At 52.5% G+C, this 11,751-nt stretch carries 12 protein-coding genes; 9 read left to right on the forward strand and 3 right to left on the reverse strand.

From position 1 onward, the window contains the following. Positions 1-362: 362 nt before the first annotated feature. The 3 genes from IT084_RS13370 to IT084_RS13380 all read right to left on the reverse strand — a co-directional run bounded on the left by IT084_RS13370 (position 363) and on the right by IT084_RS13380 (position 3,669). Positions 363-815: a DUF188 domain-containing protein gene (locus tag IT084_RS13370; protein ID WP_195713402.1), complete on the reverse strand. Its 453-nt coding sequence runs from the start codon at positions 813-815 to the stop codon at positions 363-365. 41 nt (positions 816-856) lie between these two features. Beyond that, positions 857-1,720, reverse strand: a complete 864-nt coding sequence (locus tag IT084_RS13375; protein WP_195713403.1) for a DegV family protein — start codon at positions 1,718-1,720, stop codon at positions 857-859. A 413-nt stretch (positions 1,721-2,133) separates the two neighbouring features. Continuing rightward, positions 2,134-3,669, reverse strand: a complete 1,536-nt coding sequence (locus IT084_RS13380) for a phosphoenolpyruvate carboxykinase (ATP) (RefSeq protein ID WP_195713404.1) — start codon at positions 3,667-3,669, stop codon at positions 2,134-2,136. A 176-nt stretch (positions 3,670-3,845) separates the two neighbouring features. On the opposite strand from IT084_RS13380, the gene IT084_RS13385 reads away from it, so the two are divergent. From IT084_RS13385 to IT084_RS13425, 9 genes are all read left to right on the forward strand, one after another. After that, positions 3,846-4,388 carry a DUF3216 domain-containing protein gene (locus tag IT084_RS13385; RefSeq protein ID WP_195713405.1) on the forward strand — a complete coding sequence of 181 codons (543 nt, stop codon included), beginning with the start codon at positions 3,846-3,848 and terminating at the stop codon, positions 4,386-4,388. A 163-nt stretch (positions 4,389-4,551) separates the two neighbouring features. Continuing rightward, entirely contained in the window at positions 4,552-4,860 is a 309-nt protein-coding gene (locus tag IT084_RS13390) for a zinc-ribbon domain containing protein (protein WP_195713406.1), read from the forward strand. Between the two features lie 133 nt (positions 4,861-4,993). After that, the gene (glgP, locus tag IT084_RS13395) at positions 4,994-7,540 is read left to right on the forward strand and encodes an alpha-glucan family phosphorylase (protein ID WP_195713407.1); all 2,547 of its coding nucleotides are present in this window, start codon (positions 4,994-4,996) and stop codon (positions 7,538-7,540) included. A gap of 257 nt (positions 7,541-7,797) precedes the next feature. Then, the gene (locus tag IT084_RS13400; protein ID WP_195713408.1) at positions 7,798-8,127 is read left to right on the forward strand and encodes a type II toxin-antitoxin system Phd/YefM family antitoxin; all 330 of its coding nucleotides are present in this window, start codon (positions 7,798-7,800) and stop codon (positions 8,125-8,127) included. A 17-nt stretch (positions 8,128-8,144) separates the two neighbouring features. After that, positions 8,145-8,453: a type II toxin-antitoxin system RelE/ParE family toxin gene (locus IT084_RS13405; RefSeq protein ID WP_313885486.1), complete on the forward strand. Its 309-nt coding sequence runs from the start codon at positions 8,145-8,147 to the stop codon at positions 8,451-8,453. Between the two features lie 116 nt (positions 8,454-8,569). Continuing rightward, positions 8,570-9,538: an ATP-binding cassette domain-containing protein gene (locus IT084_RS13410; RefSeq protein WP_243276971.1), complete on the forward strand. Its 969-nt coding sequence runs from the start codon at positions 8,570-8,572 to the stop codon at positions 9,536-9,538. Beyond that, the gene (locus tag IT084_RS13415) at positions 9,535-10,314 is read left to right on the forward strand and encodes an ABC transporter permease (protein WP_195713410.1); all 780 of its coding nucleotides are present in this window, start codon (positions 9,535-9,537) and stop codon (positions 10,312-10,314) included. Before IT084_RS13410 ends, IT084_RS13415 begins: the two co-directional genes overlap by 4 nt. A gap of 307 nt (positions 10,315-10,621) precedes the next feature. Then, positions 10,622-11,314, forward strand: coding sequence for a DUF421 domain-containing protein (locus IT084_RS13420; RefSeq protein WP_195713411.1), 693 nt, complete (start codon positions 10,622-10,624; stop codon positions 11,312-11,314). After that, entirely contained in the window at positions 11,311-11,691 is a 381-nt protein-coding gene (locus tag IT084_RS13425) for a DUF4363 family protein (RefSeq protein ID WP_195713412.1), read from the forward strand. The genes IT084_RS13420 and IT084_RS13425 overlap by 4 nt, the downstream gene beginning before the upstream one ends. Positions 11,692-11,751: the final 60 nt, after the last annotated feature.

The following is an 11,751-nucleotide window of genomic DNA, read 5'->3' on the forward strand; positions in this document are numbered from 1 at the left end:
GTTCTGTGAGGGTTGTGCGTTCAATTTGGCCATGGAGCAAATATTGTGGCACTCCCAGAGGAAACGGGGAGAAACAGTGAAAACAAACCTGCTCCTAAAGTTAGAAAGGCGCACTTCTACTCGACAATGGCTAATTTCCATCGAATAACAGTTAACCTTATAATGGCTCTTACCCTCTGGGAGAATAGGGCCCTGCTAGGGGAGCAACCCGAGCGCCCAGACGGGATTCTTCTGGGGATACGGTGAGGGGTATCTAATTCATCTCTTCCTTAATTAATACATTTTTACATTATTGTATCACTGTATCCCCTGAAATTAATAACAACCGCTTTTTTTCCTCAACCGGGACGGAGGGTTAAATCTTATCCGGGCGTGTTGCCCGCCAGTTCCCGCACCAGCCCGCGCAGGGCGGCGGCGAAGCGCCGGTCGTCTTCCGCCGTTCGCTTGCGAGGGCCCCGGGTGCGGCCGCCGCCCCGGCGCAGCCTGGCCTTGATCTCCCGCTCCTCCAGCAAAAAATCGATGGTCTCCGGGTGGAAGATTCTGCCCCCCGGCGAAAGGGCGGAGGCGCCCTTGCCCAGCGCCAGGGCGGCCAGGCCCCAGTCCTGGGTGACCACGATGTCGCCGGGTGACGTCATGTTGATCAGTGCCAGGTCCGTCTCCTGGGGTGCGTTCCCCACCACCGTGTGGTGATCGGAAACGATATGGTGGTTGAAGCTGGCCACCGTGTGCAGCGGGACGGCGAATTCCCGGGCTGTCTCCGCGCAAATTTGTAAAACCTTTTTGGGACAGGCGTCGGCGTCAACGATTATTTTCATGCTTCAAGACTCCAATATAATAATACTATTATGCGGCACTTTTAACCTTTCAACACCTGGCACCAGGCTACACCAATTAATCCCGGCCCGGCATGCGCCCCCATCACGGGGCCGAGCTGGCCGAACAGGACTTCCTTGACTTGCAATTCATTCAAGTTTGTAATTCTATGCAGCAGGCTTTCGGCTTCTTCCCCGGCGTTGCCGTGGGCCACCGCCAGGTTGATCACTTTGCCCGCTGCCAATTCCTTGATTATGTCCACCAGCTTGTTGATCGATTTTTTCCTGCCCCTGACCTTGCAGTAACTGTAATACTTGCCTTCCTCGTTGATGGAGATGACCGGTTTGATATCGAGAATCTGGCCCACCGTGCCCTCCACGTAGCCGATTCGCCCGCCTTTTTTCAGGTATTCCAGGGTTTTAACCACAAAAAACACTTTGATCTTAGCCTGCAATTGGCGTACCCGGTCCACCACTTTATCAAAATGCAGCCCGTTCTGGATGCTGCGCCCCGCCTCCTGCACCAAAAAGCCCAGGGCCAGGGACAGGGCCTTGGAATCTATCACTTCCACCTTGATTTTTTCAAATTGCCTTGCTACCGTTTTCACGGTTTCATATGTGCCGCTGAGCCCGCTGGAAATGTGGATGGCGACGGCGTGGGTAAAATTTTCCTCGCTTAGCTTCTCCAGCAGCGATCTCGTTTCTTCAGGCGAGGGCATGGAGGTGGTGGGCACCTGGCCGGGCATCCGGTCGTACACTTCCCGGGGTTCTATATCCACCCTGTCGTTGTAAACCCGGTTGGGGTAAATTATCTTCAGGGGCAATACCCTGGCGTTCAGGCTTTCCAAAATGCCTTGGGGCAGGTCACAGGTGCTGTCGGTGATAAGGGCGATTTTTTTCGCAGGCATAACTACCTCCGTTATACAAAGATTTGCTAACAATTCGACGCGAATCGAATTTATCCTTTATTAAAAAAGTATCCAAAATTAATTTACCTGCAAAAACACCACAACGGCAGGCGATCCGGCGGATTTCTGGAGTGAGTGGAGCACTGGATGCGGTCCCTAGCCCGTCATATCCCAAGAGCCATGACCCCTTAGGGCGTGAAGAAGTAGTTTGGCAGTAAGTTGCAAGCGTTGACTAAAAGCTACTCCAGTCACAAAGGTAAAATTGCGAAATGAACGGAAGAAACCGCCGGAGCGCCAACTACAAGTGCTATTTTTGCAGCGTAATCAATTGAATAAAAACGGCATGCAGACCGGTACCGGTTCGCATGCCATTTGATTTTCAAAATTCATGGATTGAATGAAATTGCGCCCCGTTACGCCTTTGCAATAGCGGTGGCAATTTCCGGTTTCAGCTCGGGGTACTTGGCCAGCCAGTTTTTCCTTTCCTCCCTCAACTGTTCCACCATGGCGCTGTATTCGCCCGCGTCGTAGTAAGACGCCGGCTCGTAGATCGACATATCCATTTCGGGAATGGACTCGGGGACCTGGTAGCCCCAGTCGGGGTCCGTTTTCCACTGGATGTCGCCTTTGGCGATGTGCTTCAGGATGGTGGTGGAAGCGGCGATGCTGATTTTCACTCCCGGCCGGTTGCCGCCCATGCCGACGCTGCCGGTGTTCAGCAGGTAGCACTCAATATCCGGGTTGGCCTGTAAAATCTCCAGCAGCCGGTTGCCTTCCTCCCCTTCGGGACCCACGATAAACGGGTTGGTGCCCACCTCCCGCTTGGATTGCCCGGCTTTGGTGGGGTCGCCGGCCGAAGTTTCGATGGATTCTCCCAGCATGAAAAACGCCGCCGCCTGGTAGGGGTTCAGTTTGGCCACGGGCGGAACGATTTTGTCGTGGCGGGTGATGAAAATCAGGCGGTGGGCCTTTTCCAGGTCGATGTTATTGTCCACCCCGGCCACGTCCTCGCGGCGGATGACGCCCCGCCCGTTGGAGGTCAACTCGCTGTTGTCGAAATCGATGGTGCCGTCTTCGCGTACCTTGACGTTTTCAAAAATGGCCTCGGGGCTCTGGGCCGCCTGGTACAGCACCTTTTGCGATTCATCCAGCCCTTCGGTTTTGATGTAAAAACCGTTTTCCGTTCCGTAGCAGTACCCGGTTGGAGTCATCATCACCACGTCGTCCTGCCTGATGATGGCTTTTTCCGGTTCCACCAGGTTGTGGTCGTGCATGGTCAGAGTGGTTTTTCCGGTTCCGCTTAAACCGAACAGGAGAAATCCCACGTCTTTAAGTTCACCCGCCGGGTCTTTTACCCGCAGCACCTTGCTGCCGGCGTGAAAACCGAGGCCGCCCGCCTGCTTGACGTGGAACATGGCCATGCGCAGGAAGGACTTCTTGGCCTCGCCGAAGTAATCGGTTCCCAGGATGTACGTGACACCGGCCAGCGGGTGACAGAAAATAATCCGTTCCGGCCATTCCGGCACGTAGATGCTGACCAGGTCGGGTTCGGCTTCGGGGTCGATGGGAGGAAACAACATCAGGTTCCATTTCAACGGAATACGGGCGAACCTGGAAGTGATATACAGGCGGCAGTGCAGGCTGAAATCGGGGTGTAATCCCATGCGGCGGTCCAGTCTGATCACTTCTTGCTGTTTCAGGTATTCGTGCACCTCGCCGGCGATCCTGGCGGCGTCCTCGACGGAAATGCCTTGCTGGTCCACACCCAGGGGCACCCCGTCCTCAACGATATAGGTTTTTTTGGCGCTGCGGTTGCGCACGCTGGAGATAAAGCTGGCGCTGCCGTATATGGTGGTTTTGTTGCCTTGCCGGGCCAGCTCTTTTAATTCCTGGTGAGTGGGGTTTTGGATCATTTTCCGGGCGATTACGGGTTGTCTGGAAAATTTCATTTTGATGTTTCACCTCGATGACAATTAGTATAAATACCAATTTTCTTCACCAAGTAGTTTACTCCTGCCGGCTGAAGAAAAATTGTATACAAAATGCAATTGCTGGCCTGGAAGGAAAATGAAAAATTATCCAGAATAGTATAATTCAAGAATACTTCGGAAGAGAGGGTATTTGTATGTTGTTTGAGGGTGTGATGATTTTGGCCTGGCTGGGTGCGGGGGCGGCGGTGGGTTCCTTGCTGACATACAGGTTGTATACCGGCCTGGTTGGGCAGGAAAGGGAGGGAAAATTACAATCCTGCCTGGTGGAAAATGAGGCCCTGGCCAGGACCAACCTGATTTACCGCGAGAAAATCGAACAGCTGGAAAAAGCCTTGTTCAGCAATAAAACATATATTGAAATGACCGGGGAAATTGAAAAATTAAGGACTGATAATTTTAAGCTGCGCAGCAGGTTGAGGGATTTGGAATGCTTGGTGGAGGCGGAGAAGAAAAAGGCTTCCCGGGAGCGGGTGGAGCGGCTCGAAAGAACTGTTTATGAATTGAGGAGCAGGCTGGAGAAGGAAATTTACCGGCCTGAAACACCTTGCCTCGTTGAGGTATTACCCGCCCAAACCGAGGTGGCCGTAACGACCGAACCCGGGCCGCGAAACAATAATGAACAGGTACGGGAACAAAAAAAATGGGTGCCGGTTATCCGGGCAAAAAAATTAACTTAAAAAATAACTTCTTTATTGTAATTTAAGCCAAATTCCCATATTATATTGACAGACAATGGAATTTTTATTTGGTGGTTTCGCTGACCTTCTTATGAAATAGGTGAATCATCGTTAAAGGTTCCATTGGGCAATAAATATTTCATAAGGAGGCCAGTTTCTGGTAATGGTTTTTTCTGACAAGGTTTTGGTATGCAGGGATTGCGGCGAAAAGTTCACTTTTACTGCCGGTGAACAGGAGTTTTACTTTGAGAAGGGTTTTGAAAATGCTCCCGCCCGGTGCCCGGAATGCCGCAGGGCACGCCGCCAGCAAAATGGTTTACGGTCCCGTGGTCCGAGGGAAAGAAAAATGTATGATGTGGTATGCGATGGTTGTGGCCAGATGACCACTGTACCCTTTGAGCCAAACGGCAGCAAGCCGGTTTATTGCCAGGAATGCTACCGGTCCAGGCGCCCCAATCGCTCCTGGGCGTAACAAATAGGTATGTTATAAGGCCCGGCAGGTGGAGATAAATCCCGCCTGCCGGGTTTTATTTTTAATGGCGCATTGTGGTTCCTGTTCGGGGATAAAATAAAAAAGCCCCAAATTAGAATACGGAGGTTATCCAATGTTTTATTTCCGTACCGTTTCAGTAAATCCGCCGCTTCCGGAGCCCATCGGGCGCCTCCGCGAATTGTCTTATAACCTCTGGTTCAGTTGGAACCGCCCCGCCCGGGAACTGTTCCAGGAAATCAACCCCCGGTTGTGGGAGCGGGTCGAGCACAACCCGGTAAAGTTCATGTTGCTGGTCAAGCGTGAGGAATTGGAGCAGGCTGCGGGCAGGGAAGACTATTTAAAAAAGTATCATGAAGTAATGCAAGAATTTGACCGGTACATGAACATTAAAAAATGGCTGCAAAAAAATCACCCCGAGTACGGAGATAAGATTGTGGCTTATTTTTCCGCAGAGTTTGGTTTGCATGAATCCTGTCCCATCTACTCGGGCGGGCTGGGCATACTGGCGGGCGACCACATTAAGTCGGCCAGCGACCTCGGACTGCCCCTTGTTGGGGTGGGCTTACTTTACAAACATGGATATTTTAATCAGATTATCGACCGGGACGGGCGGCAACAGGTATATTATCCCGACCTGAACTTCAACCAAATGCCCGTAATGCCGGTAGTGGGGGGGAGCGGGCTGGAAACCACCGTGGCCGTCGAGTTTCCGGGCCGCACGGTTTATGCCAGGGTGTGGGAGATCAAGGTGGGCCTGGTGCGGGTTATTTTGCTCGATACCGACTTGCCGATGAACACACAGGAAGACCGGAAGATAACCACCCAACTTTACGGCGGGGGGCGTGAGACGCGGATCGCCCAGGAGCTGATCTTGGGGGTGGGCGGCGTGAGAGCTTTGAGGGCGCTGGACATCCACCCGTCGGTATGGCATATCAACGAGGGGCATTCCGCCTTTTTAACTCTGGAGAGGTTGAGGGAACTGGTGGGCGATGGCATCCCCTTTTCCACGGCCAGGGAGGCCGTCCGGGTGGACACCATCTTCACCACCCATACCCCGGTGCCAGCGGGACACGATGTTTTTAAACGGGAACTGGTGGAAAAATACCTGCGTGAACTGTGCAAAGGTACGGGTTTGAATTGCAAATCCTTTATCGATCTGGGCTGGGATTCGGAATATAATGAATTCAACATGACCTTGCTGGCCATGCGGATGTCCGGTTTTTGCAACGGGGTGAGCAGGCTGCACGGAGAAGTGACCAGGCAAATGTTTCACCGTTTTTATCCCGGGGTTCCGGTGGAGGAAGTGCCCGTAACCTCGGTGACCAACGGGGTGCATGCAAGCTCCTGGATGGCCGAAGAATGGAAAAATGTTTTTGGCCGGTACCTCGGCTCGGACTGGATGGAACGGCTTACTGACGAATCCATATGGCGGCGGGTTGATGAAATCCCGGACGGGGTAATCTGGGATACGCACCTGCTATTAAAGGAAAAAGCGATTAATTTCGCCAGGGAAAGGGTGATGGAAAAGCACAAGCGCAACCATGATCCGGTGGGGTTGATCATGGAAGCCGGAGAAATATTGCTGCCCCATGCTCTGACCATTGGTTTTGCCCGCCGGTTTGCCACTTACAAGCGCTCCACGCTCATTTTCAACGATCCGGACCGGCTGGCGGCGATTCTAAATGCCCTGGACAGGCCGGTGCAGATTATCTTTGCCGGTAAGGCGCACCCCGCCGATACAGAGGGGCAAAAGCTGATTCATAAAATCATGGAATATTCAAGGGAGGAGCCGTTCCGGGGCAAGATCGTGTTCCTGGAAAATTATGATATAAATGTGGCCAGGTATCTCTTGCACGGGGTGGATGTGTGGCTGAATACCCCGCGCTGGCCCATGGAGGCCAGTGGCACCAGCGGAATGAAGGCGGCCATGAACGGGGTGTTGCACTGCAGCGTGCTGGACGGCTGGTGGCCGGAGGCCTATAACGGTAAAAACGGTTTTGCCATCGGCGGGCCCGGGAACCTGCATTTAAGCGAAGCGGAACAGGACCGCGAAGACAGTTATAACCTGTACAAGGTGATTGAAGACAAGGTGGTGCCGCTTTATTATAACCGCGAGGATGGTATTCCCCGGCAGTGGGTGAGTATGATGCGGGAGTCGTTCAGGACGGTCGTGCCGCGTTTCAGCACCACCAGGATGGTGATGGAGTATGCCGAAAAGCTTTACATACCGGCGTTAAACAGGGGTGCCGCCTTTTTGGAATCCGGTTGCAGGGTGGCTGAACGGGCCGATCGTTTTAAACGGTTTATGCAGGAAAATTGGCACCACGTCAAAGTGGAACGGATCAATACCAACGGCAGGTGGGATATGCAGGCGGGGGAGGAGTTGACGGTGGAATCGGTGGTGAAATTGGGCCCCATCGCCTCGGACGATGTGGTGGTGGAACTGGCGTACGGCAACGACAGGGGGTGTTACCTGGGTAAAATGGACACGTTGACCATGGAATTGAAGGGCCGGATCGGTGAAGGGACGTACCTGTACGAGGGCAGGTTGCCCCTGTCCCAGGGGACCTACGGTTACACTGTCCGGGTCAGGCCCAATGACCACTTGCTGGCCGGTAAATTTGAGCTTCCCCTGGTGAGGTGGGCAGACAGCTTCTAATCGTTCTCCCTAAGAGGATCGCAGAAAATGCGACCCTCTTTTTATGTATCACAATCTGTTATTTTCAGAATCCATAATATTGGGCGATGCGGTTCTCCCATTCTTTTTGCCGTTCGGCTTTTGTCATGAGAAAATCCTCCTCTAGGCACGTTATATTACAGGGAGGGATAAAAATATAAATAAAAATATTGATAAATTTATCGATAAAGCATATAATATTATCAGGAGACTCATGATGAAAGAGAGGGTCTGATAATATGCCTGATAAAATCACCGTAAGCAGTGTTCTGAATTCCCTTGTGCCAATTTCCCGGTTCAACAAGGGGGAGGCGAATAAAATCTTCGAAGAGGTCAGGGAAGCAGGCTTTAAGGTTGTGTTGAAAAATAACACCCCGGCGTGCGTTCTCCTAAAGCCTGAGTTGTATGAACAAATGCTTGAAACCATCGAGGAATACCGTCTGCTGCTGGAAGCCGAAAAGCGTATGAAAAACGCAAAACAGGAGGACTTTATCCCGCAGGAAAAAGTTTTATCTGAGTTTGGCATAAATAAAGCAGATTTAGATAATACAGATGTGGAGATAGAGTAGAGTAGCTTATGTGGCAGGTGGAATATTTGCAGGATGCAGTGGAGGACTTGAAGCGCCTCGACCACAGCCAGCGGTTGCAGGTGCTCAAAGCCATAGAAAAGGTTTCGGGCAACCCCTTGCCGCAGAATGAAGGGGGATACGGCAAACCTTTGGGAAACAGGAACAGCACAAGACTTGCGGGTTTCCTTAAAATCAAGCTGAAAAGGCTTGGCCTTCGGGTGGTGTATAAGCTGGTCAGGGAAAAGGATGTCATGAAGGTTATTGTAGTATCTGCAAGGGCAGATGACGAGGTTTACTTATTGGCACAGAAAAGAACAGATAAATAGCAGGAAATGATCGATCTTTGGATGTCAATGCGGGTGCCCGGTAAAGGCACCCTTTACTTTTGCCCGCGGACCGCATAATATTCTCATTAAGGGTTTTTTAGTTTGGAGGTTTTATTTTGATTCGGGTCGAGAAACTGGTGCGCAAATTTAAAAACATGACTGCGGTACGCGGGATCAGCTTTAACGTCGACCGGGGCGAGGTGTTCGGTTTTTTGGGGCCGAACGGCGCGGGCAAATCCACCACCATTAAAATGCTGGCCACCCTGCTCAAGCCAACTTCCGGCCGGGCCTTGATCAACGGCTACGATGTGGTTCGCCAGCAGGACCGGGTGCGCCGTTCCATCGGGATGGTGTTCCAGGACCCTTCCCTGGACGAACGCCTTACCGCCCGGGAAAACCTGTATTTTCACGCCATGCTGTACAACGTGGAAAGCCGGCTGTTCAAGCGCCGGATGCACGAAGTGCTGGAGATGGTGGAACTGTCCGGCAGGGCGGGGGACCTGGTGAGACATTTTTCCGGCGGGATGAAAAGGCGGCTGGAAATAGCCAGGGGATTTTTACACTACCCGAAGGTGCTGTTTCTTGATGAACCTACCGTCGGTCTTGACCCCCAGACCAGGAAAAAAATCTGGGAATATATTCATGTGCTGCGGGAACGGGAAGACATCACCATTTTTATGACCACTCATTACATGGAAGAAGCGGAGAATTGTCATCGCATCGCCATTATTGATCACGGTGAGATTGTGGTTGAGGATACGCCCGCCAACTTAAAAAAAATGGTGGGGGGGGATGTGATTACCATCTCAGCCGGCAACAACCAATCCGTAATGGATAAGCTGGCGGAGCGGTTCGGACTGCGGGCCGTTGTCTCCGGCCGGGGCTTGAAGGTGGAGGTGGAACAGGGCGAGGCGTTTATCCCGGTGCTGATCCGGGAAATGGGAGAGGATATTGCCTCGGTCACCGTACAAAAGCCCACCCTGGACGATGTTTTTCTCAAGCTCACGGGGCGGGAGATTCGCGAAGAAAACGTTTCCACGCTGGACCGGAGGAGAGTGTTTGCGCGGAGGAGGCTCCATCGATGACGTATTTGCGGGCGGTATATACCATTTGGCTGCGGGACGTGATTCGCTTTTTCCGGGAAAAAACCCGTATTTTGGGCATGCTTGGCCAGCCGCTGCTGTATTTGCTGATCATGGGCAACGGGTTGGCCTCCACTTTTAAAATTCCCGGCGCGCCGCCGGGGTTCAGTTACATCCATTTCATCTACCCCGGCATCATCGGCATGTCGGTTTTGTTTACCGCCATTCATTCAGCTATTTCCATTGTTTGGGACCGGGAATTCGGTTTTCTCAAAGAGGTGCTGGTGGCTCCAGTGCCGCGCTGGACCGTGGCTGTGGGCAAGGCCCTGGGGGGCAGCACGGTGGCCATGCTGCAGGGTTCGATTTTGCTTTTGCTGGCCCCGCTGATCGGCGTTTCCCTTTCAGCATTGACGGTGTTGAAATTGCTGGGGGTGTTGCTTGTCATCGCCTTTGCCATTACTTCCCTGGGCATCACCATCGCTTCCCGCATGGAATCGATGGAAGGTTTCCAGGTGATCATGAACTTCTTGATCATGCCGCTGTTTTTTCTGAGCGGAGCCATGTTCCCCCTGCGGGGCGTATCCTCCTGGATGGAAACGCTGATGCGCCTTGACCCTTTAACTTACGGTGTGGACGCGCTGCGGAACATCATGTACCGCGGTACGCCCCTGGGCGATTATCTGGTGCAATTTCCCCTGGGCACGGATCTCCTGGTGATAAGCGCCATGGCGCTGTTGTTCGTGGGCGCGGGAACGATTGCTTTCAACCGGCGGGAATAAATTTTTCTTTTTCGAGGTATTTTTATATATGTGAAAAATATAAATAAGATTTAACTGCAAAAACACCACAGCAGTAGGCGATCCGGCGAATTTCTGGAGTGAGTGGAGCACTGGATGCGGTGCTTAGCCCGTCATATCCCAAGAGCCATGACCCCTTAGGGCGTGAAGAAGTAGTTAGGCAACAAGTTGCAAGCGTTAACTAGCTTCACCAGCCTCAAGAGAAAAATTGCGAAACGAACGATTGATGCCGCCGGAGCGCCAGATAAAAGTAGGTTTTTGCAGCAAAATCAAATAACAGGTGAGAAACATGTTGCTAGTGATAATCCGGACCCTGATCCTTTACGCCGCAGTGGTTGTTGTCATGCGCGTGATGGGAAAACGGGAGATCGGGCAACTGCAGCCCTTTGAGCTGGTGGTGGCGCTGATGATCGCCGACCTGGCGGCCATTCCCATGCAGAATACCGGGATACCGCTGCTTAGCGGTATTATCCCCATTATTATTTTAATGACGGCGCAGGTAGCCCTGTCCTACGTATCCATGAAAAGTACGAAAGCCCGGGGGGTTATTTGCGGCAGGCCCAGCGTGCTGGTGGAAAACGGTAAACTGGTGGAAAAAGAGCTTAGGTACTTGCGCTACAATATCAACGATTTGCTGGAGCAGTTACGGGCCAAGAATTACTATAACCTGGCCGACGTCGAGTTTGCCATCTTGGAGACGAACGGCCAGCTCAGTGTGATCCCCAAGTCCCAAAAACGCGCTCTCAAGCCGGAGGATCTGAACATCAGCACAAGTTACGAGGGGATGCCGGTTACGCTGGTGATCGATGGAAACGTGCTGCGGGACAACCTGAAAAAGGTCAGCCTGAACGAGGATTGGCTGCGCACGGAATTGCGCAAATTCGGCATCGAGGATTTAAAGAAGGTGTTTTTTGCCAGCCTTGACACGGCCGGAAAGTTGTTTTACCAGCTTAAAGCTGATCCGGAGGGGGGCCGGGTATGAAAATTTACTTGGGGGTTCTCGCGGCGCTGGTACTGGTGTTGGCAATTGGTTTTACCTCTGTAAGCCAGCTTGAAAAAACCGCCGGTCAAATGGTGGTCGGTTTTGACCGGCTGGACCGCGCCATCGCCGTCGGCAACTGGGACGTTGCCCGCGAGGGCGTTGATAAAGCGCGGAACATCTGGTCCAGGCATAAAAAGTGGTGGGCCGTGGTTATCGATCACCAGGAAATTGACAACATCGACATGGCTTTTGCCCGGATAACCAAATATATCGGCATGCAGGACCGGGCCATGGCTTCCGGGGAACTGGCGGTGCTGCGGCAAATGCTGGAGCATATACCCGAAAAGGAACGGGTCAGCCTGCAGAATATCTTTTAATACCAGAAAACCGCCGGATCGCCCTGCGACTCGTTGTAATTTGGCGCTCCGGCGGTTTCC

This window comes from Desulfallas sp. Bu1-1 (assembly GCF_015594625.1).
GTDB lineage: Bacteria > Bacillota > Desulfotomaculia > Desulfotomaculales > Desulfallaceae > JADNRQ01.

What these genes read in the sequence shown, in the direction of transcription:
- IT084_RS13370 (WP_195713402.1), bottom strand. Translation starts at nt 815, where the DNA reads ATGAAAATAATCGTTGACGCCGACGCCTGTCCCAAAAAGGTTTTACAA.
- IT084_RS13375 (WP_195713403.1), bottom strand. Translation starts at nt 1,720, where the DNA reads ATGCCTGCGAAAAAAATCGCCCTTATCACCGACAGCACCTGTGACCTG.
- IT084_RS13380 (WP_195713404.1), bottom strand. Translation starts at nt 3,669, where the DNA reads ATGAAATTTTCCAGACAACCCGTAATCGCCCGGAAAATGATCCAAAAC.
- IT084_RS13385 (WP_195713405.1), top strand. Translation starts at nt 3,846, where the DNA reads ATGTTGTTTGAGGGTGTGATGATTTTGGCCTGGCTGGGTGCGGGGGCG.
- IT084_RS13390 (WP_195713406.1), top strand. Translation starts at nt 4,552, where the DNA reads ATGGTTTTTTCTGACAAGGTTTTGGTATGCAGGGATTGCGGCGAAAAG.
- glgP (WP_195713407.1), top strand. Translation starts at nt 4,994, where the DNA reads ATGTTTTATTTCCGTACCGTTTCAGTAAATCCGCCGCTTCCGGAGCCC.
- IT084_RS13400 (WP_195713408.1), top strand. Translation starts at nt 7,798, where the DNA reads ATGCCTGATAAAATCACCGTAAGCAGTGTTCTGAATTCCCTTGTGCCA.
- IT084_RS13415 (WP_195713410.1), top strand. Translation starts at nt 9,535, where the DNA reads ATGACGTATTTGCGGGCGGTATATACCATTTGGCTGCGGGACGTGATT.
- IT084_RS13420 (WP_195713411.1), top strand. Translation starts at nt 10,622, where the DNA reads ATGTTGCTAGTGATAATCCGGACCCTGATCCTTTACGCCGCAGTGGTT.
- IT084_RS13425 (WP_195713412.1), top strand. Translation starts at nt 11,311, where the DNA reads ATGAAAATTTACTTGGGGGTTCTCGCGGCGCTGGTACTGGTGTTGGCA.